Annotated in this window: 16 protein-coding genes and 2 pseudogenes; 7 read left to right on the forward strand and 11 right to left on the reverse strand. The window is 74.6% G+C overall.

The window, feature by feature from the left end:
- Positions 1-20: 20 nt before the first annotated feature.
- Positions 21-311 (reverse strand): annotated as a pseudogene (locus H7K62_RS24405) (Putrescine importer PuuP); the annotation flags it as partial.
- Positions 308-1111: pseudogene (locus tag H7K62_RS20995) on the reverse strand (amidohydrolase); the annotation flags it as partial. The pseudogenes H7K62_RS24405 and H7K62_RS20995, both read right to left, overlap by 4 nt.
- Before the next feature lie 357 nt (positions 1112-1468).
- On the opposite strand from H7K62_RS20995, the gene H7K62_RS21000 reads away from it, so the two are divergent.
- The gene (locus H7K62_RS21000; protein ID WP_186722449.1) at positions 1469-5329 is read left to right on the forward strand and encodes an NACHT domain-containing protein; all 3861 of its coding nucleotides are present in this window, start codon (positions 1469-1471) and stop codon (positions 5327-5329) included.
- 1239 nt (positions 5330-6568) lie between these two features.
- Here H7K62_RS21000 and H7K62_RS21005 read toward each other — a convergent pair.
- The 3 genes from H7K62_RS21005 to H7K62_RS24410 are packed head-to-tail and all read right to left on the reverse strand — an operon-like array spanning position 6569 to position 10772.
- The gene (locus H7K62_RS21005) at positions 6569-7477 is read right to left on the reverse strand and encodes a hypothetical protein (protein ID WP_186722451.1); all 909 of its coding nucleotides are present in this window, start codon (positions 7475-7477) and stop codon (positions 6569-6571) included.
- Entirely contained in the window at positions 7474-7980 is a 507-nt protein-coding gene (locus H7K62_RS21010; RefSeq protein WP_186722454.1) for a hypothetical protein, read from the reverse strand. The genes H7K62_RS21005 and H7K62_RS21010 overlap by 4 nt, the downstream gene beginning before the upstream one ends.
- Before the next feature lie 23 nt (positions 7981-8003).
- Positions 8004-10772 carry a cell wall-binding repeat-containing protein gene (locus H7K62_RS24410; protein ID WP_186722462.1) on the reverse strand — a complete coding sequence of 923 codons (2769 nt, stop codon included), beginning with the start codon at positions 10770-10772 and terminating at the stop codon, positions 8004-8006.
- Positions 10773-10927: 155 nt separating this feature from the next.
- Here H7K62_RS24410 and H7K62_RS21020 point away from each other — a divergent pair, with 155 nt between their 5' ends.
- Entirely contained in the window at positions 10928-11347 is a 420-nt protein-coding gene (locus tag H7K62_RS21020) for a phosphomannose isomerase type II C-terminal cupin domain (protein ID WP_222438006.1), read from the forward strand.
- 458 nt (positions 11348-11805) lie between these two features.
- Entirely contained in the window at positions 11806-13644 is a 1839-nt protein-coding gene (locus H7K62_RS21025) for an HNH endonuclease signature motif containing protein (protein WP_186722466.1), read from the forward strand.
- A 48-nt stretch (positions 13645-13692) separates the two neighbouring features.
- On the opposite strand, the gene H7K62_RS21030 is transcribed toward H7K62_RS21025, so the two are convergent.
- Positions 13693-14364, reverse strand: a complete 672-nt coding sequence (locus H7K62_RS21030) for a LuxR C-terminal-related transcriptional regulator (RefSeq protein ID WP_186722468.1) — start codon at positions 14362-14364, stop codon at positions 13693-13695.
- Positions 14342-16171 carry a sensor histidine kinase gene (locus tag H7K62_RS21035; RefSeq protein WP_186722470.1) on the reverse strand — a complete coding sequence of 610 codons (1830 nt, stop codon included), beginning with the start codon at positions 16169-16171 and terminating at the stop codon, positions 14342-14344. Before H7K62_RS21035 ends, H7K62_RS21030 begins: the two co-directional genes overlap by 23 nt.
- Before the next feature lie 145 nt (positions 16172-16316).
- Between H7K62_RS21035 and H7K62_RS21040 the strand changes: the two genes are divergently transcribed.
- On the forward strand, positions 16317-16763 hold the full coding sequence (locus tag H7K62_RS21040; RefSeq protein ID WP_186722475.1) for a hypothetical protein: 447 nt from the start codon (positions 16317-16319) through the stop codon (positions 16761-16763).
- A gap of 33 nt (positions 16764-16796) precedes the next feature.
- Here H7K62_RS21040 and H7K62_RS24415 read toward each other — a convergent pair whose 3' ends face one another.
- Entirely contained in the window at positions 16797-17411 is a 615-nt protein-coding gene (locus H7K62_RS24415; RefSeq protein ID WP_186722476.1) for a response regulator transcription factor, read from the reverse strand.
- Between the two features lie 159 nt (positions 17412-17570).
- Here H7K62_RS24415 and H7K62_RS21050 point away from each other — a divergent pair, with 159 nt between their 5' ends.
- Positions 17571-18197, forward strand: a complete 627-nt coding sequence (locus tag H7K62_RS21050; RefSeq protein ID WP_186722477.1) for a Uma2 family endonuclease — start codon at positions 17571-17573, stop codon at positions 18195-18197.
- A gap of 390 nt (positions 18198-18587) precedes the next feature.
- Here H7K62_RS21050 and H7K62_RS21055 read toward each other — a convergent pair whose 3' ends face one another.
- Positions 18588-19193: a response regulator transcription factor gene (locus H7K62_RS21055; RefSeq protein WP_255480949.1), complete on the reverse strand. Its 606-nt coding sequence runs from the start codon at positions 19191-19193 to the stop codon at positions 18588-18590.
- Between the two features lie 219 nt (positions 19194-19412).
- Between H7K62_RS21055 and H7K62_RS21060 the strand changes: the two genes are divergently transcribed.
- A complete protein-coding gene (locus H7K62_RS21060) occupies positions 19413-20417 on the forward strand; it encodes a helix-turn-helix domain-containing protein (RefSeq protein WP_222438007.1) in 1005 nt (334 codons plus the stop codon).
- A gap of 104 nt (positions 20418-20521) precedes the next feature.
- Positions 20522-21520, forward strand: coding sequence for an endonuclease/exonuclease/phosphatase family protein (locus H7K62_RS21065; RefSeq protein ID WP_186722480.1), 999 nt, complete (start codon positions 20522-20524; stop codon positions 21518-21520).
- 73 nt (positions 21521-21593) lie between these two features.
- Here H7K62_RS21065 and H7K62_RS24420 read toward each other — a convergent pair whose 3' ends face one another.
- On the reverse strand, positions 21594-22184 hold the full coding sequence (locus H7K62_RS24420; protein ID WP_186722481.1) for a helix-turn-helix transcriptional regulator: 591 nt from the start codon (positions 22182-22184) through the stop codon (positions 21594-21596).
- Between the two features lie 129 nt (positions 22185-22313).
- Positions 22314-23774 (reverse strand): helix-turn-helix transcriptional regulator, encoded by a 1461-nt coding sequence (locus H7K62_RS21075; RefSeq protein WP_186722482.1) that lies wholly within the window; start codon positions 23772-23774, stop codon positions 22314-22316.
- Positions 23775-23812: the final 38 nt, after the last annotated feature.

The following is a 23812-nucleotide window of genomic DNA, read 5'->3' on the forward strand; positions in this document are numbered from 1 at the left end:
CCGACCATGAAGCCCACGTGCGGGTGGATGGCCTCCTTGGCGTACGTGTACGCCGACCCCGCCGACGGGTAGTGCCGCACCATCCGCGCGTAGCTCAGCGCGGTGATGACAACGGCGACGACGACGAGCAGGTACGACGCCGGCACCCGGTTGCCCGAGGCGTCAGCGGCGATGCCGAAGGTGTCGAAGACGGCCAGCGGCGCCATGTAGGCCAGGCCGATGAACACGATGTGCCGCAGCGTCAGCCTGCGCCGCAGGCCGGAGCCGGTGACCGCGGCGTCGTCGTCGCGGGTCCTCGTGGTGGCGCTCATGCCGGCACCCCGTGCGTCTGATGCGCCGAGCAGTGCGAGACCGCGCCGTAGTGGCCGACACCCGGCTCCGCTCCCCCGCCCCCCGGGCCGCTGCTGCCGACGTCGTGGACGACCTCACCGCCGACCACCGTCAGCGCCGCCTGCTGCTCCAGCAGCGCCGCAGAGTCTTCGGCGTGGGCGTACAGGTCGTCGGACCAGACCACCAGGTCGGCCTTGGCGCCGACGCGCAGCACCCCGAGGTCGCCCTCGGCGTGCCAGGCCCACGCGCCCTCGGCGGTGTAGCCGCGCAGCGCCTGCTCCAGGGTGAGCCGCTCGTCGGGGGTCCAGGCGGCACTGCCGTCCAGGCCCGCCCGCGTCATGGCGGAGTACACGCCCACCAGCGGGTCCATCTCGCCCACCTGCCAGTCGCTCGACAGCGCCACGTGCGCCCCGGACGCTGCCAGGGAGCGCAGGCGCCAGGCGCGGTCCCAGCGGGCCTGGCCCACGTTCTCCATCCACGTGCCGGCCACCAGGTCCGGCGAGCAGTGCCGCGGCTGCATGGCGGCGACGACGCCGAGCGCGGCGAAGCGCGGCAGGTCGGCCGGACTGAGGCACTCCACGTGCACGATGCCGTGGCGCCGGTCGCGGGTGCCGTTGGTGCGCGCGGCCGCCTCGATGGCGTCCAGGGCCAGGCGCACCCCGCCGTCGCCGGTGGCGTGGGTGTGCGTCTGCAGGCCGAGGGCGTCCAGCGCAGTGACCGCCTCCTGCAGCACGCCGGGCGGGGCGGGCGGGGCGCCGCGGTGGCCGGGGCGGTCGGCGCACTCGAGGAGCCACCCCGGTAGGTGCCTGGCATGGGCGCAGAAGGCGCACACGACACACGCGCCCACGGGCGTTGGCCGCGCAGCCCTCCGCCAAGGACGGCCCAGACCTGGGCCGCTGCACCCTGCTTTCTCCCCGGAGTCGCACACGCCTGGTAGAGAGGCGGCGTGCCCGCAGCCCTCCTGACACCCACGGAGAGGTACTGGCTCCCTCTCGATGCCACCCCGTCGATGGACGAGAGGGGATGGCTGGCGCAGCCATCGCAAGCCCTGCCGTCCGCTGAGCCTTGGGCAGTTGTGCCCGCCCTTGCACCAGTGGCGGCTCCCTCGAGATCAGCGCCCTTCACCCAGAGGTGCTCCGTGCTGCTCGGTCCCGCCGGCATGGGCAAGACGACGGCGATCCGCGATCGCTTGGTGCTCGCTCCTCATGGGGTGCCTTTAGCGCGCGTCGACCTCGAGCGACTGGGCCGAGAAGACCTCGAAGATCTCCTCCGCGAGGAACCCGAGGTGCGAACGTGGGAAGCCGGTGGCGGAGAGCTGTGCCTGGTCCTGGACTCCTTCGACGAGCCCCAGCACCGCCGCGAGGACTTCACGCAGGAGTTCGAGCGGCTGCTTCATCGGTGGCCCGTGGACCGGTTGTGGCTCCGCGTGGCGTGCCGCAGCGCAGACTGGCCGACCTTCCTCACCGACTCGCTGGCGAGGGCATTTCCTCGGGGTGTCAGCACCTGGCAGTTGCTCCCGCTCACCCTCGACGCGATCCGCCAGGTCGCCGCGCGAGCGGGTGTGGACGACGGCGCCTTCATCACGGCGGTCGCGCAGCGCCGCGTGGGGGCGCTCGCAGCAGCACCGATGACGCTCAACCTGCTGCTGGCGGCCTTCAAGTCCTCCGGCGAGCTCCCTGGATCGACGTGGGACCTCTACCAGCAGGGGCTGCTCTCCTTCGCCGAGGAACGCTCGCCCCGTCGGCAGTACGCAGCGTCCAGAGACGACAGCCGCCCTACCGCCCGTAGATCCCTGGACATCGCGAGCCAGGTGGCGGCCGTCAACACCTTCGCGGGACTCCCGCGGCTGTGGACGTCCACGGAGTCGACGGCTCCGCACGGCACGCTCACGTCAGAACGGTTCCTCGACGGTGTGCACGGCTTGCCCGGTATCTCGGCGGTGAGCAGGAGTGAGCTGAGGCACGTCCTGCGGTCAGGGCTGTTCCACTCGCACGGCGACATCACCGGATGGACCCACGCCACCGTGGGCGAGCACCTCGCGGCCGCTTGGGTCCGCGCGCTCGATGACGAGAGTGTCGCCGAGCTGCTGCTGGCCGGCGACGGCCGTCTGGCTCCCCAGACCTCTCGGATAGCAGCCTGGCTGGTGCTCGCCGACGCCCGTCGCTTCTCGTGGCTCGCAACGGCCGATCCGGCGGCGTTCGTCGGGCAGCTCGACATCCCGGACGCCGACGTGCGAGCAGCGGTCGCGGACGCCCTCTTCCAGCAGGTGGTCGCAGGCGATGCGCTACGACCGTGGTCCGCGGACTACCGCAACCTCGACCACCCGGGACTCAGCGCTCAGCTGGCTGGGTTCCTCGAGCACCCAGCCGTCGAGGCCCGGGTGCTCGCCGTCGACGTCGCACGGCAACTCCAGCCGCCGGGTCTCGGCGACCAGCTCGTGAAGATCGCTTTCGACCCAACAGAGCCGGTCCACCTGCGCGCCCGCGCCACACTTGCAGCCGGTGAGCGCAACGATGCTGATGGTCTGGTCGAGGTGCTGGTCCGACCGCCTGACGAGGACGACTTCGGAGAGCTCGTCGGAGCGGGCATCCTCGCTTGCTGGCCCCGTCGGATCTCTACACGTCAAGCCCTGCAGCACCTCAGTACGACACACCCCCGAGTCCACATCGGGGGGAACCTCGACACGGCCGCTCGTCACATCGCCGGCGGGCTGACCCAAGACGACATCGAGGCCTCGGCCGAGTTCCTCCTCGAGGCAGACCCCGGGCCGCAGGACGGGCACCTCGACGTCGTCGTCCCCGCAGCGTTCGTGCTGTGCGCCAACCACCTCGACGTCGGCCGCGCCGCCGTGGCATGCACGACCCTGCTGCTGAAGCGCCTCCGGGCGGGTCTGCCCGCCGTTCCAGCCGAACCCGACGGCACCTTCCCCGCTCTCGCCGACCCTCGCAGGCTCGCGCTGTTCACCATCTGCGCCGCCGGGCCGAACGACCCGGTGCACATGCTCATGGTCCCTCCCTCGTTCGGAGGTCTGCTGGGACCAGAGGACCGCGCCTGGTTGCTTGACCAGGAGCACCAGGTACCGGTGAATGACCCTCGGGTGTTCGCCCGGTTCCACGTCCCAGACGACGCGGGCTCGCCTCGCCCTCCCGCGCTGACCCCACCCTCTGCGCCCCGCAGGACCGGGCTCACCGCGGAGAACCGCGCACTCCTCGAGGCAGCTCTTGACCAGTGCGAGGGAGGCCTGGTCGATGTTTTCCTCGACGTGTCCTGGCTCGTGTCGGGGCGAGACGTCGACCCGACCTCCCTGGGCTCGCATGCAGCCGACCTCTCCCAGCGCCCCCGCTGGCGCCTCCTCCCGAAAGTCCACCGCGAGCGCGTGCTTGACGCGGCCGAGCAGTACGTAGGGCTCGGCTCGTGTTCAGCGTCACCGCAGGACAGCACGGCCGAGCGTCGACACGGCGAGGAAGGAGTCCGAGCGCTCGTCACCCTGACCGCCCAACGACCCGACGCCCTCAACAGGGTGACCCCCGAGGCGTGGCGGCGGTGGGGAGAGCCGATCGTGCGCTGGTCGTGGGGTCCGTTCGGCATGAACCGCATCGAGAAGACTTCTCTGATCGAGCGAGCGATGCCTCATGCCCGGGACGTCATGGAGGACGCGCTGCTCGCGGCCGTGGCGGCGGCGTCAGTCATCGGCGAACAATCGTTCATCGATGTCGAGGCCCGCTTGCTGTGGTCTGACGGGCTCGCGGACCGGCTCCTCGAGCGGCTGGCCCTCGGCCTCCCGCGCGTGACGCACATCGATGTCGCTCGCGTGCTGCTGACGCACGTGCCGCTCCTGGTGCGCCCAGTGCTCGCCACTCAGTGCGCCGAGGGGTCGCCTGACACGGCCGTGAGCTCCGCCATCGTCCTGCTGCGGTTCGACAGCCTCGCGTCCGATGAAACCATCAACTCGCTCATCACCGACCGACCTGATGTCCTCCGGCAGGCGGTGATCAGCATCGGTTCGCTCGGTCCCGACACAGCTCCCGAAGTGGAGCCCACCGTGGCCGCCAACCTCATCGTGTGGCTGATGGCCCAATCCGGTGCCACGAACGCCGGTCAACTGCCGCGGGCCTGGCGGCAGGACGACGTATTCAGCGAGTGGGCGGCTGCCCTCGCTGCAGCACTGCGTGCCGACGCGTCCGCTGACGCGGTCGCGGCCCTCGAACGCGTCGTGGTGACACTGCCAGACAGCGAGTACATGCGACACGAGCTCCTCTTGGCCAGGTCGGCGCACCGGACACGCACGTGGGTTCCGGTCGAGCCGAGAACGCTGATGTCTCTGCCGCACACCCACTCGCTCCCCCTGCGGAGTGCCGCAGACCTGCGGAAGGCCACCGTCATGGCCCTTCGAGAGGTGCAGCAGCGACTCTCCGCTGGCGGGGCCCGCCTTCTGTGGGACACCTATGCAGGTCGCCCGAAGGAGGAGGAGCAGATCAGCGAGTACCTCGCCGACCGTCTCGAAGATCTGCTCAGCGCCAGGGGCGTCATCGTTCAGCCGGAGGCCCACCTGTTCCGAACTCGGGCAACCGGGATCGGGGACCGAGCTGACATCCGCCTCGACGCGACCGTCCAGGCAGGTGCCGACCAGCGCGAGACCGTGAGCGTGCTGGTCGAGGTCAAGGGCGCCTGGAACAGGGACCTGCTCAACGGCCTCCAGGATCAGCTTGCTGAGCGGTACCTCGGTCTTGTCCCGGGTGCGCACGGGGTCTACGTCGTGGTCTGGCCTGACCCCGACGACCCCATGTGGAAGCAGACGCCCAAGGAGGATCCGCGCAAGCGCACCGTGGCGCAGCAGGAGCGACTCGGCCTCGTCGATGAGCTTGCTCGCAAGGCCCAGGAGCTGTCTGACGCCGTACGCACCATCGAGGTGGTCACCCTCGACCTGTCGACGAGGCGGCCAGGTCGGCTGCTGCCACGATCAGCCAACGCCGCTGGGTCGAACCCTATGGCGACGTGATGACGATGAACAGCGATGCCGGTGTTCCACCCGCGTCAAGTGCAAGCCGCTCATCGCCCTTTGTCCCGACCGCGCTGGCCGCCGACCGTGCCTCCACCTGCCACCCGTTGCTCGCGGCCAGGCCGACCGCCGTCACCAGCATGGCGTCCGGCGAGGCCCCCTCCCCAGTGGGAGGGTCCACGTGACCTTCGGCTGCGACCTGGAGAACAGCGTCGTGCCCTTCTGGCGGGGTCACCGCCCCCGGTCCCGTTGTGCCAGCGTTGGAGGGGGACACCATCGGGTCCTCGAAGATCGTCGGGGCACGGCCGGAGCAAGCCGTCGCTGCGGTGGTGATGAGCACGAGCGATGCGAGGACCGCACCTGCCATTCGACGCGTCACCGGTGCCTCGACGGCCTGTCCTAGGGGACGACGACGTCGTACCCGGACGCCTTGGCCCTGATCCCGGCGAGTCCGATGCCCGTGACCGCGCCGCCGCTAGCGATGCCGTTGGCCGTGGCGGGGTACCGAGGGCTCACCGCTGGGGAGAACACACCATGGCGGATCTCGCCGCGCCCTCGGCCGATGGCGTCATAGGGGAGGGCGGCGGCCGGAGGCGACCCACAGCACCGAGGCCAGAACCCGCCTGTCCGGCCGGCGCGACCGGTCAGCGATCTGCTGATCAGACGACCTCTGCGCAGCCGGGTCGCGCCCCCGCCTCCCGCACTCTCAGCGCCTCCAACGCCCGCACGGACTCCTGGTGCGCCGCCACGTGCCGACGCAGGTCCAGACGCTGACGCCGCACACCGACTTGTGGAGGCGGCGCTGACCCAGTGGTGATCGTGGTGGCGACGACGCCACCTCGACCGGGCGCGGCTCGGCAACTGCTCCAGCGGCGGCCAGGAGCTGCCGCTCTCAGGAACCACGACTGCAGCACAGCGGTGCGGGCTCGTCCGCAGTGTCGTCCCCGGAAGCCACGGCACCTGGCACGTGGGGACTCTCCAGCAGCGCCGATCCGCCCGGTCCGATCGACAAGGAGGTGCTCACGGCCATCGACCTGGCCACCACGACCACGGCCCCGTTCATCTCGGCCCGCGAGGGGCTGGGCTTTCCGGCGTTCGAGCCGAAGCTGTCGCCATCGCCCTCTGATGGGGTCGCCGAGGTCTGCGTGCCGCAGCCCGCTACGGCCTGCACCCGGCAGCGGAGGACGACGACGAGGCTCCGCTACCGATTGTGGGAGCGGAGCCTCGTCGTCGTCCTGGTCAATCGATGTGGGCCCAGTTCTCCCCGGGCAGCGGCAGCGTCGTGTCGTTGTCCATGAAGTCCCACGTCAGCACGTTGTCGCCGTGCGGCGGTCTGGACTCCGGTGCGTCGAGCGGCGTGCAGTCCGGCTCACGGCCCGACGACGTCGCGTCGTAGTGCTCGTGCAAGTCCCAGGCCAGGTTGGTCCCTGAAGCGAGGTGCATGTTGGGCTCCGGGGTGAGGGCGCAGCGCACCCACCCGCCCTGGTAGCCCTGCCCCTGCGTCTGGCTGTACACCCGCGCACCGGACGGAGTGAGCTCGAAGCCCATCCACTGCGGCCAGTACGACTCCGCGTTGCTCTCCCCCAGCACCGGTGCGGTGATCGCCTGCCCGATCAGCTGCAGCTCCCCGTCGCGCAGCGCGTAGACGTACGCCTCCGCCACGTTGGCCGTGGACATCTCCAGTCCCGGCTCGAGCTGGGAGTAGGTGCCCGCGGCGTCGGTGATGACCACCGCGAGCGCCCGGGCCTCGCCGTCCACCACGGCGTAGGAGCTGCCGAGCAGCTTGGCCGAGGTCAGCGGCGTCTGCGCGTTGCGCTCGGCCACGGTGTAGTGGTCCTGCGTGCCGGACCAGCCGGTCCAGGGGAAGGGGTAGGAGACCCGGTCCCAGGCGACGGTGCGGAGCACGGCGAGCGGGTCAGCCGCGGGGGTGGCCGTCGGCGTGGGCTCGACGGTGCGCACGGGTGCGGCCGCGACCGAGTCCTCGCTGGGCGCCACCGATGAGGGTGCCGCCGGAACGGGCTCCTGAGACGCCGCGACGACGTCTCCCGGGTCGCAGCCCGCCAGCAGGGCCGCTGCCACCCCGGCGAGCAGGGGTGCTGCTGCCCGCCTCCCGTACCGGGGCCTGGCCCGCTTGCGGGGCGCCGTCACGAGCCCATCCGGAAGGTGGCGCCGCCATCACCGTCGAACGTGATGGTGCCGCGGTAGCTGGCACGACCCGAGTCCGAGTCGGTCGAGGGCTGGCGAGAGGGCGCGTAGGAGGGGGTGTACGTGTAGCTCACCGTTCCCTCGGCGGTGCCGGAGACGCGCACGCTGCCGTCGTCATCAACCTCGGTCGCCCAGCTCCTGCGGGTCTTCGGCGTGTACGTCCACCGGACGTCGCTGGCGGTGATCCAGTAGGCCGAGTAGCCCAGGGGACAGCCAGCAGGCTCCAAGACCGTCGACCGCTCACAACGGTCGAGCGAGGTCAGCACCGCCTTCTGCACGGCGGCATCACCCGCCTGGCTGATGCCCACCCGCAGCGTGACGTCGCCCCGCTGCCCGCCTGCCAGCGTTCCGTTCCACGAGGAGACGCCGAGGTGGGCGGGCACCTGAGCCTTGACATTGGTGCGTCCGGGGAAGACCGGCACGCTGGTGGTGTCGTTGATGACCACCCCCCAGCTGGTTCCTCCCCGGGTCACCGGCTGAGCAGCGCGCCCGCCCTGCCGTAGGCCCCCTCGGTGACCGCTGACGCGCCCCCGAAGACCAGCACCCGCTCGGCCTGGAGACGGCCGAGGGCGGAGGCCGTGGAGGTCGGAACGGCGTCGACGCCCGTGGCGGTCAGCAGCAGCGGACCACCGAGGGCCGCCATGGCCGCCGAGCCCGACAGCGCGTCCGGCCACGAGGTCCCACCGGCCAGCCCCACCGTGGCCACCGTGCTGGTGGCCGTGCTGGTGGCCGTGCTGGGGATCCCGGGTGCGGCTGCCCGCATCGCCGCGCTGAGCTGGGCGGAGGTCTCGAAGCGGTCGGCCCCGACGACGGCGCGCTCGACAGCGCCGACGAGCCCCGCGGAGGCGGCGGCAGCCCTGGCCGGGCCGCCGATGGCGATGGCGCGGGTGCCGGTGGGGTCGTGCGCCGCGAGGTAGGCGGCGGTCACCGCGGGCATCGTGCCCCCGTCGGTCAGCAGCACCACCCCGCCGGTGGACTGGGCGTAGGCGGCCACCGAGACGCCGTCGGCGAAGTCACGGCCGGTGACCAGGTAGATGGGGCCGACGTCGCCGGCACGCCGTGTGGTCGCGTCGGCGACGGCGACGGCGGTCTCGAAGCGGTCCCCGCCGCTGAGGCGGACCACGGAGTCCCCGGCGACGAGGCCGTCGGTGGCCTGCTGCACCGCCGCGGACAGGGCCCGGTCCCCACCGAGCACGTACACCGTGCCCCCGGCCGCGACGAGCCGCTCGACCTGGGCGGCGGCCTGCTCGCTGAGCCGTCCGGCGTCGGTGAGCAGCAGCGGTCCGCCGACCTGCCCGGCCAGGCGGGCGCCGGGCAGCGCGTCGGCGTAGGAGGCCGCGGTGGCGATCACCACGTCGCGGCTGGTGCCGGTGGAGGGGGTGGCGAAGACCTCGGAGGCGATGTCGGCCGACGTGGCCACCCGGTCGGCGCCGGCGAAGCGCTGCGGGCCGGCCGGGAGGGCCACCACGGACGTCCGGGCGTCGGTGATGGTGACGTCGAGGGTCTTCACCGCGGCGGAGTGGGTGGAGGTGGCGGCGGCGGTGATGCTGACCGAGCAGGTGCCCGCCTTCAGCGCGGTGACCACTCCGGACGCGTCGACCGAGCACACCGCCGGCGAGGCGCTGCTGTAGCTCAGCCTCCCGCCGGCCACTCCCTGCCCCGTCGTCGACCCCGCCCCCGTGGCGACGGCGTTCAGCGCGAACGTGCGCGCCCCCAGCCCCACGACCAGCGGTGAGCCGGTGGACAGCTGCTGCGGGGGCAGGCCAGGACGCGCACCGCTGCTGGGCGGCGCTGGGAGCACGATGATCGCCGTCGACTCGGTGTCGCGGCCCGCGGCCGTCGTCGCCGTGATGTCGAACGTCGTCGTCCCCGCCGCCGTGGGGGTGCCGCGCACCGCACCCGTGGTGGTGTCCAGCGCCAGGCCGGGCGGCAGCGAGCCGGCGGTGATGCTCCAGGTGACCGCCGAAGAACCGGCGGAGACGCCGACGGGCAGCGTGTACGGAAAACCCACCGTGCCGGCCCTCGACATGGCGGGGAGGACGATGGTCGGCACCGTCCCCGACGGGACGGTCGCCTTCTCGATGAGGTTGTTGTTGTGGTCGGCGATGTAGACGTCGCCGGTGGCGCTCGCCGCCACGTCGGACGGCCGGTCCAGCTGGGCGCTGGTGGGGTTGGCCGTCGACGCGGGGTGCACGGCCCCTCCCCCAGCCACCACGCTGATCGCACCCGCTGACGTGACCCGCGCGATGCGGCTGGAGCCGGTGACGGCGATGTAGACGTCGCCGTCCGGGGTCACCGACACCCCTCCGGGAGAGACCAGCTGGGCGCTGGTGGCGGTGCTGGCCGAGGCCAGCGCCGTGGAACCACCACCCGCGATGACGCTGATCCCGCCCGACGGAGTGACCTTCGCGACCCGACCGTCACCGGTAGCGGCGACGAAGACGTTGCCGGAGGAGTCCACCGCCACCCCTCCCGGGGAGGAGAGCCGGGCGCTGGTGGCCGTGCTGGCCGAGGCGAGCGCCGTGGAACCGCCTCCAGCGACGACGCTGATCCCACCCGACGGGGTCACCTTGACGACGCGACCGTCACCGGCGGTGGCGATGAAGACGTTGCCGGCGGGGTCCACCGCCAGCCCGCTGGGGTCGTCCAGCTGGGCGCTCGTGGCGGCGGTCGCCGAGCCCACGGCGGTGGCGCCACCTCCCGCGACCACGCTGATCCTCCCCGACGGGGTGACCTTGGCGACGACGTCGGCGGACTGCTCGGCGAAGTAGACGTTGCCGACGGAGTCCGCTGCCACGGCGGAGAGGCGGAACAGCTGGGCGTCGGTGGCGGCCGTGGCCGAGACCAGGGCCGTGAGGCCCCCGCCTGCGACGACGCTGATCGCCCCGCTGGGGGTGAGCCGGGCCACGAGCCCGTCGTTGGAGCTGCCGATGTAGAGGTCGCCCGAGGAGCGCTCCAGCGCCACCGACTCGGGGAAGATGACGTCGGCGCCGGTGCCGGTGGTGGCCGTCGCCAAGGTCGAGGGACCACCACCGGCGACCACGGTGAACGAGGGGGTGTGGGGCACCGGCGCTGCTGCGGCGGGCCCGACACCGAGGAGTGCGCTCGTGACGCAGCTCAGCGCGACGGCCCCCGTCGAGCAGGCGAGCCGCAGCCGGCGCAGCCGGTCCAGCCGGTCCGCCGGGCTGACGGGCCCCGCCGAGGACGCACCGGACGCAGCAGGCGGGAGATCACGCACCCGACCACCGTCGTCCCTCCGCGGGATGACGCCGGGGAGGCGCGCCGACCCGCAGCGCACCACTCACGACGCGAAGGCCGCGACCCCCGGAGCGACCGGGCTGGGCCGCGGCGAGAGCACACCGACCACAGATGAGAACCACTATCATCTGGCTGGTGACGGCACAGCTCTCGACCGACCAGTCCCCCGCGGCCCAGCACCTGGAGGACCAGCGCCGCAGCGCGGTCTTCGTCGCGGAGCGGCCCTGGGGCCAGTTCCAGCAGTTCGTGCTGAACCAGCACTGCACGGTCAAGCTCATCACCGTCGAGCCCGGCTGCCGCCTGTCCCTGCAGAAGCACGCCCTGCGCGACGAGCTGTGGCAGGTGCTCGACGTCCCCCTGGACGTGCAGGTCGGCGAGCGGCGGTGGACGGCGCAGGTCGGAGAGCGCGTCTACACCCCCGCCGGGTCCCTGCACCGCCTGGGCAACTCCGGCACGCGGGCCGGCCGCATCCTCGAGGTGGCCTTCGGCCACTTCGAGGAGCAGGACATCGTGCGCCTGGAGGACGACTACGCCCGCCCGGAGACCGACGCCTGACGGGAACCGTCGCCGCAGCCGCGCCGGAAGGGCCCGACGTCCGGCGGTACGCCGCCCGGGTCACCTCCAGCTGCACCCAGTGGATGGACATCGGCACCAGGCCGTCCTCATCCGTCAGCAGCTCGCCGTCCGGTGACACGCGCATCGCCTCCCACCCGACGCGGTGGCGCTCCAGGGCGCGGATCACGAAGCCACCGGAGGGCCGCTCCCGGAGCAGGACGCCGTGGACACGTACGCGACCTGGCAGCGGTGGGCGCACACCATCCGGCCGATGAGCTCCGGCTTTATCCCGGTCACGGGTCGACCCCCCCCACGACCTGGTCAGCGTCCAGAGCCGGTGTCACGCCACGTGGCGTGCTGCTCCGTCCGGGTGCTCTTCAACTTGCAGAGATCATGCTCCTGTGCAGCGGCTTTGCACGGCCGTTCGACTGTCGGTGGTGCCCCCTAGCGTCCTTCCCATGACCTGGATCGGCGCCGAGACGCCCCACGAGGGCTCCCTCGACACCGGTGGTGCGGGCGGCGGCGGCGCGTGGGAGTCCGAGCCGCTGCCGCCGGGCGCCCTCGGCGCCGAACCCCGTCCTGACACCGAGCAGGACGACGACGGCGCCCTGCTCCCCGACCTGCCCCCGCTGCCGCTCGCGGGACCGCTGGCCGACGCCCTGGCCACCGCGCGGGCCGGTGCCGACGCCGCCGCCGAGGCCGCCTGGTACCTGGCGTCGGTGGGTCCCGAGCAGCGGGTGCAGGCGCTGCAGCAGACGTCCCGCGCGCGCGACGTGCTCGACGCCGCCCTGGTCCGCACCCTGGCCAGCTTCACCCCGGACGAGGTGCGCGCCCTGGGCGCGACGTCCCTGGTCGACCTGGTGCTCACGCACACCGGCGCCAGCCCGCAGCGCGCCGGTGCCGAAGTGCGGCTGGCGGGTGTGCTCACGGCCCCGGTCGTGCCGGTGACCGCCGGCGAGCCGGGGGACGGAACGCAGTCCGGGGCGGCGGACGGGGGGCCGTCCGCGGGGACCTCGCAGGTGGGGCTCGGGCGTGTCGGCGCCGTCCACGCCGAGGGGCGACTGTCCACGGACGTCGCCGCGCTGGCGCAGCGCACGGTGGCCGACCTTCCCGCCAGCATCCGCCGCGAGCACGGCCCCGCCGCCGACGCCACCCTCGCCAGGGTGCTGCCCGACCTCACCCACGCCCAGGCGCGGCTGGCGTGCATCGCGCTCGCCCACCGGCTCGACCCGGACCGCGCCGACCGCGGCTTCGACCCGGACGACATCGACAAGCGGTACCTCACCTACACCGTCCACGAGGACGGGACCGTGGAGTTCCGGGGGCGCCTCGACCCGATCGCCGGAGCGGAGTTCAAGGCCGCCATCGACCACCTCTCCAAGCCCGAGCCCACCGTCCGCGCACCGCTCGCGCCGGAGCAGGACGCGCTGCCCGGGCTCGACGGCTCCGGTGACGGCGCCACGGCCGCCGCGGTGGACGACGACGACGACGCGGGCCGGCCGGCGAGCGACGACACGGGCCAGCAGCACAGCCAGGGCCGGGGCGGTGCGTCGGCCGGGGTGCCCGTCCGCGACCCTCGCACCGCACCCCAGCGGCGCGCCGACGCGCTGTCCCGGGTGGTCCGCGCCGGGCGCGCCAGCGACGAGACCCGCGGCGGAGAGCCCGCCCGCGTCATCGTCACCACCACCGACGCCGCGCTGCGCGGCGAGCCCGGCGCCGAGCCGGCGCACTGCGAGACCACCGGCCGCGCCCTCACCACCGCGCAGCTGCGGGTGCTGGCCTGCTCGGGGTCGCTGCAGGCCGTGCGGCTCTCGTGCGAGGGCGCCGACGCCACCGCGCTCTCCCTGGGACGGGCGGTGCGCCTGTTCTCCGCTGGTCAGCGCCGGGCGATGCTCGCACGCGACGGCGGGTGCGCGATCCCCGGCTGCACCGCCCCACCCGGGTGGCTCGAGGCCCACCACGTGCACGAGTGGGCGCACGGAGGCCCCACGGACGTCTCCCAGGGCGTGCTGCTCTGCACGCGCCACCACGTGCTGGTGACCATCGGCGTCTGGGCGGTGCGGATGGTGGACGGCGTGCCGCACGTCAGACCACCACGCAGCGTCGACCCCCTACGACGCTGGGTCATCAACCCGAGGCGCGGGCTGCGGGAGCGCACCTCCGCCACCCTGCAGCAGGTGCTGCTGGAACCCCCCGACCTGTGGTGCGACGACCCGCCGGACCCACCGCGGCCACCGCACCCACCGGGCGACGACACCCCCGACATCCCCTCGACGCACAGCACCTGCGGGTGCTGAGGCGGCACCCCGGCACGCCCTCGCCGGACCTCCCCCCGGTGCGCGACGTCAGACGGGAGGGCGTCGCCCGGAGGTCGCCCACAGCACCGACGCCAGCACCCGACCGTTGTGGATGTCCACCCCCAGCTTCTGGTAGGCGTTCTTCAGGTACCCCTCCACCGTCCGGTCCGACAGCGCTCCCCCGTCCGGGCGGCGCAGCCGGTCGGCGATCTGCTGGTTGGACAGCCCCTGCGCGGCCAGGTCCAGCACCTCCGCCTCCCGCGCGCTCAACGCGTCCAACGCCCCCTCGCGCTCGGCGCGCGCCGCCACCTGCCGGCGCAGGTCCGGGTCCACGTACGAACCCCCGTTGGCCACCCCGTCCAGCACCGCCGCGAACGCCGAGATCCGCGCGATCGACTTCTTCTGCACCAGCCCCACACCGTCACCACCCAGCCGCTGCGCCCGCTGGACGTCCTCGACCTCCATCTCGAAGGAGATCAGCATGATCCCGATCCCGGGGAACCGGGCCCGCAGCGCCTGCGCGGTCTCGAACCCCTCCAGCCGGTTCGGGGGGATCGCCTTGTCCAGCACCACCAGGTCCGGCGGGTCGACCTCGTCGATCCGCGCCAGCAGCTCCGCACCACTGGTCACCGCCAGCACCAGCTGGTGCCCGTACCGCTCCAGCGGCCCGCGGAACGCGGCCAGCGTGAACTCCGAGTCATCCACCACCGCGTAGCGCACGGCTCTCCTCCACAGCTGCGACCTCCACCGGGAAGGTCATGATGATCCGCGTGCCCCGCCCCGGGGGTGAGTCGATCAGCACCGTGCCCCCCAGCTCGGCCAACCGGTCGTTCAACCCCTGGAAGCCGTGACCCCCGGCCCCGGCGGCCGCTCCCCCGCGGCCGTCGTCGTCGACGACCACCGTCACCGCCCCCTCGCGGCAGGTGCAGCTGATCGCCGCAGAGGTGGCCCGGGCGTGCTTGATGGCGTTGGTCAGCGCCTCCGTGACGGCCAGGCGCAAGGTGGTCTCCTGCGGCCCGGTCAGGCCCGCCTGCGCCAGCTCGGCCAGGTCCACCCGCACCGGGAACGGCGCCTGCTCGGCCATGGCCAGCACGCTGGCGGCCAGCTCCACGTGCGACAGGCCCGCCGCGAACTCCCGCAGCTGCGCGGTGGCTTCCAGCACGTCGTCGCGCACCTGCTCCACCTCAGCGCCCAGGGAGGGCAGGCCCGCGTCCTCGCACCGCTCGGCGATGTCCCCCAGCCGGAACGCCAGGGAGAAGTAGCGCTGCTGGGCGCCGTCGTGCAGGTCTCGCCGGATGCGCGCCCGCGTGCGGGCCTCCGCCGCGGTCACCGCCTCCCCCGCCGCCAGCGCCGCGCGCACCCGCGAGGCGTTCGCCTCCCGCTCCTGCGCGGCGATCAGCTCCGCGTGCAGCAGCAGCGCCAGCGGCGCGCTCAGCGCCGCAGCCGCCGTGTCCAGCAGCGGACCGTAGGCGCGCAGGCGGGCGTCCGCGGTGATCCACGCGATGGTGGTGCCCTCGAACACCGGCCCGCCCTCCACCGCCGGGGCCGAGACCGCCGCCACCGTCCGCCCCGCGAACAGGTCGGCGCCCTGCCCCGGCCCGCCCGGGGACCCCTGCGGCACCCGACGCCGCAGCGGGTCCCACAGCACCACCCGCAGCGACCCGTCGAGGAACTCGTGCGCCAGCACCCCCTCCACCGCGGGCAGCGACAGCGACGGCACCGCCGCCAGGCGCCCCAGCAGCCGGCGCCGACGACCCCGCAGGTGCAGGTGGCTCACCAGCACCGCGGCGGGGAAGAGCAGCACCCCGGCGCTCTGCACGGTGAGGTCCTCCGCGAGGGCCGCGCCCTCGATGCCCGCCACGGCGGAGCCGGCCACCAGGCCCGACAGGGACGCCCCCACCACCGCGGGCAGCCGGACCAGCCTGTCGATCGACACGGCCACCACCAGCCGCGCGGCGCACAGCACCGTCACCCACCCGGCCAGCACGAGCGTGCCCAGGCCGAACGCCGCGTTGAGGCCCTCGGACAGGTCCCGGTCCGGGGTGAACAGCTCCGGCCACCACGCGTCCGGTGAGGTGCCCGTCCAGGAGGGCAGCGAGAACATCGACGTGGAGACGAACAGCGGACCGAGGACGACGACGGCGACCGCGGCCAGCGCCGCCCGGTGCCGGCGCCCGCCCGAGAGCAGCTGGGGGAACCCCGTCACCACGTAGATCAGCAGGATCCACACGAAGCCGCTGTAGAGCCAGCCGACGTAGCTGAGCGGGCCCGAGCCCGTCACGGACGCCCAGCTCAGCGGCCACGTGGCGCCGCTGAGCGTGCAGGCCAGCCCAGGACCGGTGGAGCCGTGCGGCGAGGTGGCGATCCACCGCCCCGTGGCGACCAGGGCCGCGCCCGCCAGCACCGAGAGCAGGCAGCTGACCGGGCGTGCGAGGGCGTCGGCGGGCCACACCAGGGCGGTGGTGCCCAGGAGCAGTGCGCCCGCGAGCGCCGTCACGGCGTCCGGGGAGCGCGCGGCGGCTCTCACCCCCGCATCATCGCGGCGATCACCGCGCAGCGGGAGGGGTGCGGTGGGCCCCCGGGTCCGCACGGTGACGGGGCGCCGGGGCCGGTGGGATGCTCGGTGGCACGGCCTCCGCACGCGCCACCGACGGTCGAGGGGAAGTGAGACGGTGTCGAGCGACGACGAGCCCGCGGCCGCTGCGCCGCTGCCGGTGGTGCGGGTGGACAGCAACCTGGGCTACGTCGCCTACGGTCCGGCCGCCGCGCCCGAGGGGATCGACCAGGCGTCCACGGTGCGGCCCGCGCCGCTGGGCCGCCGGGCGCTGGGTGCCCTCACCACCGCGCCGGGGGGTGCGCTGCACCTGCGGGTGTGGGCGGTGGTGCTGGCCTCCCTCGTGCTCCCGGGCAGCGGTCACTGGGCGCTGGGGCGGCGCACCGCGGGGGCGCTGGTCTTCGCCGTCGCCGTCGCCACGGCCGTGACCTCGGCCGCGCACGCGGCGCCCGCGCTGGTGGGGGTGCTGGGGTGGGCGGTGCTGGGGGTCGGGTCGGCGGCGCTGTCGGGGGTGGCGGCGCACCGGACCCGGCGGGTGGCGCGGCAGCTGCTCGAGCGTTCCTGACGGCGACGCGGGCGGCCGACCCGCCGACCCGCGTCAGCGCAGGTCGAGGCGCCGGGCGAGGTCTGCCAGATCCATCCGGGTCTGCGTGGGCAGGCCCTCCCTGGTGGCCTTCTCCCGCAGGCGCTTGAGGTAGGTCTTCACCGTCTCGATGCGCACGCCCATCTCGCGTGCCACGAGCTTGGCCGGCAGCCCCGTGGCGTACCAGCGGAGCACGTCCAGCTCGCGCACTGAGAACAGGGTGCGCAACCGGCGGACCTCCGCCAGGCGGTCGGTCACCACCTCCGCCACGGCCAGCTGGCCGTCCGCGGCGCGCCGCACCACGCGGACCAGCTCCTCCACGGTCCCTCCCGCGGACGCCGCGCCCCGCGCGCCGGCGTCGAGCGCGGCCAGGACGGCGCCGGGCGGGTCGTCGTCGTCGACCAGCACCACCACGGTGCGCCCGTCCGCCACGCCGGCGCGCACGTGGTGCGCGGCCCCGGGCGTGCGGCCCACCACCAGCACGTCGGCGGCCTCCGGCACCCGGGTCAGCACCGTGCGCAGGCCGAGGGCCAGCACGGGACGGGCGTCGAGCACCGTGACCCGGGACGGGGGCGGCCCGCCGCCGTCCTCCGCGTCCCGCGGGGTCAGCTGCTGGTCGCAGCGCTGCACACGTCCTCCTCGCCCCGGTGACCGACCCGGGTGGTCGGCCCCCCAGGCTGGCCGGGAGGGAGGCGGCGCGGCAGCGGGCTCGCCCGGGGGTCGGCCCACGGGCCAGCCCGCGGGTGCGGCCCGTCAGGCGGCGGCGAGCGACGGGGTGAGCGGTCGCCTGTGGACAACGAGAGCGGGCTGTCCGAGGGTTCTGCCATGGTCGACACCGACGACGCCGACACCGCGGCAGACGTGGACCTGGACGAGCGAGGGACGCCGATGAGCACGCTCTTCGTGGAGAACGACCCGGTCGTCGAGTCATGGCTCGCGCGCCGGCGCGAGCTCGGTCTAGACGGCAAGGACGAGGTCTGGGAGGGGGTGTACCACGTGGCACCGCACGAGCACGGGCGCAACGGCGAGACGGCGATGGCGCTGGCCGAGCACCTCAACGCCCGTGCCCGCTCCCGCGGGCTGCGACCGGGTGGCTCCTTCAACCTGGGCGACCCTGGCGACTTCCGCGTCCCCGACCTGGGCTTCCACCGCGGCGATGAGTCCCCGGCCCTGTACTACGCCTCGGCAGCCCTCGTCGTCGAGGTGCTCAGCCCCCACGACGAGACCTTCGCGAAGTCCAGCTTCTACGCCGCCCGCGGCGTGGACGAGCTCTGGGTGGTCGACCCGCTGACCCGCTCGGTGCGGATCTGGCAGCTCGACCCCACCGGCACCGAGTACGGCGAGACCGGCACCAGCGACCTGCTCGACCTGACGGCCGTCTCCGTGGCTGGGCAGCTGCACTGGCCCGAAGGCTGAGGGACTCGGGGCCCGCGGCTCCTGGCGAGGGCTGCCTGGAAGCCCGGGGCCGTGGCCGAGAAGTCGTCGGCGAACCACCAGCCCGACGTGGGCACCCGGCTGGGCGCCCGGAGCCTCGGTCGGCGCTCGCACCGCGGGTGCCGCCGCAGGTGGCTTCGGGGCCCCGGTCTGGCGGACCCGCACGACCCGGAGTGGACCGACGCCACCCTGGACGACGCCGCCACCGCGGCCTCCGAGACCGGACGGGTCAGCGCCGCGGGGAGGCGTCGGCCAGGGTGCGCCCCTGCACCTGACCGCGGTCAGCTTCGGAGGCGACCGCGGTCAGGTACGGGGGCCGCTGCTGGGCCGTGACATCCGCAGGTGACCGCGGTCAGTTCCGCCCGGACGCCGTCACAGGAGGTCGAGCCGGCGGGCGAGGGCCGCCAGGTCCAGCCGGGACCCGGTGGGGAGGCCCTCCGGCTCGGCCTTCTCGCGCAGGCGCTTGATGTACGTCTTCACGGTCTCCAGCCCGACCTTCATCCGCCGCGCCACCGACTTCGCCGGCAGGCCCGTCGAGTACAGCCGCAGCACCTGCAGCTCCCGCGGGGTGAACAGCGCCCGCAGCCGCCGCACCTCCGCCAGGCGCTCGGCCACCGCGGCGGCCACCCGCACCTGCCCGCCGCACGCCCCGGCCACCACGTGCAGCAGCTCGGCCACCGACCCGCCCGACAGCGCCACGCCCCGGGCTCCGGCCTCCAGGGCGGCGGTCACCTCGCCGGGGCGCTCGACGTCGTCGACCAGCACCACCACGGCGCGGCCGCGCTCGGCGCCAGCCCGCACCGACTCCAGCGCGTGGGGCGTGCGGCCCACCACCAGCAGCCCCTCGGCGGTGGACGGGGCCGCAGCGAGGGCGGCGCGCAGGCCGAGCACCACCAGTGGGCGCTCGTCCAGCACCGCCAGCACCGCCGGTACTGGCGTCTCGCGCGGTCGGGGCCACGCACCGTCGTCCTCGAGCATCACAGCCGGTCGCCTCCCCGCTCACGGCACACCGCCCCCGGGCACCGCAGCGGGCGGTGGGCGGGTGTCAGCCGCGGCCGTCCACCGGTCCCCACTGAGGGGTACCGCGGTCACGCCGTCGTTGCGTGATCGGGCCGCTGACCTGCACCGTAGGCAGCCGCGAGATTGATGCGCGCGCCCAGCCGGCACGCAGAACCAATCGATCAACAGGGAGGCGACGTGGTCGGACGGCCCGAGCGGGAGCTGCGCGAGGACGGCACCCCCCTGACGGCCCTGGCCATCGCCCTGAGGGACCTGCGCCGGTCCGCCGGCAGCCCCAGCTACCGCGAGATGGGCCAGCGGGTGCACCGCTCCCCCACCACGCTGTCGGAGGCGGCCGGTGGGGAGCGCCACCCCACCTGGGACACCCTGCACGCCTACGTCACCGCCTGCGGCGGTGACCCCGAGGCGTGGCGCGAGCGCTGGGAGGGCGCCGCCCGGCGTGGGACGGCCAAGCCCGTGCCGGCACCGGACCCCGAGCCGGTGGAGCCGGTCGAGCCGGTCGAGCCGGTCGAGCCGGTCGAGCCGGTCGAGCCGGCGGGGACCACGACGACGACGGCGGGGCCCGCGGGACGGCGGCGCTGGCTGTGGCCCGCGGTGGCCGCGGCGTGCCTGGTGGTCGGGGCGGGGACGGGGTTCGCGCTGAGCGCGGGGGCGGACGGCGGCGGGTCGTCGTCGTCGCTCGCCTCCACCGGGGCCGGGGGCCTGGGCGCGGGGCAGGGGCAGGGCCAGGGCCAGGGCCTGGGCGCGCTGGCACCCCCGACCGGGACGGCGGCGCCGTCGCTGGCGGTCGCCGACGGCAGCGACCCCCAGGACACCGGCTGCGCCCGCCTGCCCGGGGTGGAGACCCTCGACAACACCGAGGTCCAGCAGAACGGCATGACCGTGGGGCTGGCGCAGCTGAAGTACTCCCCCGGCTGCGGCGCCTCCTGGCCGCGCTTCGAGCCGTTCCCCGGCGCGAGCCTGGCCCCGGGGACCGTGGTGCACGTCGACATCGTCAGACCGGCCACCGGGGACGCAGCGTTCCAGTTCTCCGCGCCCTCGGTGGACGGGCAGCCGACGTTCGGCAACCTCGCGGTGAGCACCTCCGCGTGCGTCTACGCCTCGGTGAGCCTGGAGACCGCCGCCGGGCGGACACCGGCCTCGACCACCCACTGCTTCAGGGGCAAGACCTTCGTGCAGTGAGCTCGCCGCTAGCGCTGGGACCGCTGGGACCGCCGGGACCGCCGGGACCGCCGAACGGGGCAGCGTCCAGCGTCCGCCCAGGTGGCTCCCACACGATCACCGCCGTGCGGAGACCGGTGACCTGGGCGTGGACCTGCTCGGCCGTGCTCGTGGCCTGCGCGGCGGTCCTGTTCGCGGCGCCGCTGGCCGGGTTCGAGCGGTGGCCCGTCATCGCAGCGGCGCTGCCCGCGCGCGCAGCGCTGGGGGTGCTGTTCGCGGTGGCCCTCGTCGTCGTCGCGGTGCTGCTGGCCCGGCGCACCTGGCGGCCGCGGGTGGGCGTGCCGGTGGCCGTGGCGCTCGCCGTGGCCAGCGCGCTGCTCCTGCCGGTGGTGCTGGCGCGCGGGGTGGTGGACGAGCCGGTGGCGGCGCCGGCCCCGGGGCAGCTGCGGGTGCTCGAGTGGAACACCAACACCGACCTGACCAGCCCGGACGTCGTGGCGCGGCTGGCGGCGGCGCAGCGGGCCGACGTCGTCATCCTGCCCGAGGTGGCCCTGCGCTCCGGCAGCGCGTACCGGCGCGCCTTCACCGCGGCGGGCGTCTCCCTCATGCGCGTCAACCGGCACTCCTCCACCACGCAGGTGGCCGTGTGGATGGCGCCGCGGCTGGCGCGGCACTACTCGTCGGTGCCGGGGCCGGACCCGGTGAAGACCGTGGAACTGACGACCACCACGCCGGGGCTGCCGACGCTGCTGGCGCTGCACGCGCCGTGGCCGGTGGGCGAGCGGCTGGCGGGGTGGGACGAGGACGTCGACTGGGTGGCCTCGCAGTGCGCGGCCGGGGCCGCCGCCGGCAGGCCCGTGCTGGTGGCGGGCGACTTCAACGCCAGCACGGACGACTTCGGCGGCCCGTCGCTGGGCGGCTGCACCGACGCGGCGACGCTGCGGCACAGCGCCGGGGTGGGCACCTGGTCGACCCACGTGCCGACGCTGCTGGCCATGCCCATCGACCACGTGCTCCTCACGCCGTCAGCGGGCGCCGTCACCAGCTTCACGGTGCTGACCAGCGAGGACGGGTCGGGCACCCGGCACCGCCCGACGATGGCGGTCATCACGCCCGGGCCCTGACGGCCGGCGGTGCGCACAACGCCCATGATCACGGGCGGTGGTGCGCACAACGCCCATGATCACGGTGGGGTGGTCAGAGGAGGTCGAGGCGGCGGGCGAGGTCCACGAGCTCCAGGCGGGTGGTGGTGGCGATGCTCAGCGGCTCGGCCTTGGCGCGCAGCCGCTTCACGTACGTCTTCACCGTCTCCAGGCCCACGCCCATCCGCCGCGCCACCGACTTCGCCGGGATCCCCGTGGCGTACAGGGCCAGCACCTCCAGCTCGCGCGCGGTGAACACCGACCGCAGCTGCCGCAGCTGCTCGAGCCGCTCGGCCACCGACGCCGCCACGGCCACCCGGCCGCGGACGGCGCACCGCACCACGTGCGTCAGCTCGGCCACCGTCCCGCTGCCCACCGCCACGCCGCGGGCGCCAGCGTCCAGCGCGGCGGCGGCCAGGCCCGGGCTGTCGGCGTCGTCCAGCACGACCACCACGTGCTGGCCGCGGGCCACGGCGGCGACCACGGCGTCCAGCGCGCCGGGCACCTGGCCGACCACCACCACACCGGCGGAGTCGGGCACGTCGGCCAGCGCGGTCTCGAGGCCCAGCGCCACGAGCGGGCGGTCGTCCAGCACCGTGGCGGTGCTGCGCCGCAGCAGCACCACCGCCTCGTTCGCGCGGTCCACGAGCTCCCCCCTCGCCCCCAGGGCGACCGGCCCGCACGGCTGCGGGTCGGCTGATCACCAGGACGGTGCCACCGGCACCCGCGCCGGTCCACGCGGGACGAGGGGACTGACCGCCAGCCCGGCTGGCGGTCAGGGCGTCGCTCGCCGGGCCAGCTCCTGGCGCAGCGCGCGGTAGGTGCGGTGGTGCAGCGCCAGCAGGTCGTCCGAGGGCGTGGAGCCCCGGGCGGCGCGGGTGCGGGCCAGCCGCGCCAGGGCCGCGACGTCGACCGCCACCTCCACCACCTCCACCGACGCCGCGCCGCCCGCGGTGGGCGCGGTGGGCGCGGTGGCACGGCGGACCTCGGCGACGGCGGCGGCCGTGGCGTCGCGGTTGAGCGTCCACTTGGACCGGCCGCGGCCGTCGTCGCGCTCCACCTGGGAGTCGGCGTCGTGCGGGAAGTGGTCCGCCAGGAACTCCCCCAGCTCCGCGCCGGCGCGCAGGTGCACGAGCAGCACGCGGCTGCCGGCGCACTTGGCGTGCAGGTCGTGCGCGAGGTCGTGCGCGGACTGCGCCGGCCCGTGCGCCACGACGTGCCCGTGCCAGCGGCTGCCGCGCAGCGCGGCGGTGCCCACCCACAGCGCCTGCCGGGCGTGCAGGAACCGCTGCCGCTCGCTGGGCGGGAAGCTGCGCCCGTACACCCGCTGCGCCTCCAGCGCCGTGCTGAGGAAGCCGAGCCCCGCGTCCCGGGCCAGCCACGCCCCCACCGTGTCGGGCCCGCTGCCCCGCGCCCCGACGACGACGACGAGGTCGTGCCGCCCGCGCAGGCCCGCCAGCTCCGCCCGCTCCGGCCAGCGCGGCGGGTGCCCGGCGTGCAGCAGCGGCACCCAGAACCACAGCTGGGCGGCGTACCGGTCCTGGCACCGGGCCAGCTCCAGCGGCCGGTCCTCCACCAGCGCCGGGGCCAGGCGCATCGCCGTGGCGTACGCCTCGGTGAGGTCCTGCTGGCACTCGACGGCGCGGCGGCGCTCGTCCGGTGCCGGTCTCACGGGACGCAGCCAGCCCGTGCGGGCCGCGGCGGGGTCGGCGGTGATGCCGACGTACTGGCGCAGCGGCTCGGGCCCGGGCGGCGCGCCGTCGCCGTCGTCGTCGCCGGGGGTCCAGGTGCGGGTCCAGCAGAACGCGTCGTGACCCAGCTCGAGCGCGCGGGCCAGCACGCCCTGAGCGCCGGCGCTCAGCTCGCCGGCGGGACTGTGGAGCAGCTCCAGCGCGCGAGCGGCGGAGCCGATGCCGTCCCTCGCGGTGGCCACCTGGTGGGCGTCGAGCCAGCCGAGGTCGTCGTAGAGGAGCGCCTCGTCGATCTCGAGCAGGCGGGCGATCTGCGAGACGCGCTCGCGCGGCGGCTCCGTGGTGCCGCGCATCCACGTGCGCAGGGTCGACACCCCGACGTGGCGGGACGGGTCGTCCGGGTCGGTGAGGGCCGCCGCGAGGTCCGCGCGGCGCAGGCCCATCGCCGCCAGCGACCGGGCCACACGCTGCGCCCACGGCGCGTCCGTGGCGTGGGGTCCACGGGGGGCGTCCGCACCGCCGGGGTGCCGCTCCGTCGTGGCCACAGCGGATGCTAGATCGGCGCGGCGCCCATGATCACGCA

Source organism: Quadrisphaera sp. RL12-1S (genome assembly GCF_014270065.1).
GTDB lineage: Bacteria > Actinomycetota > Actinomycetes > Actinomycetales > Quadrisphaeraceae > Quadrisphaera.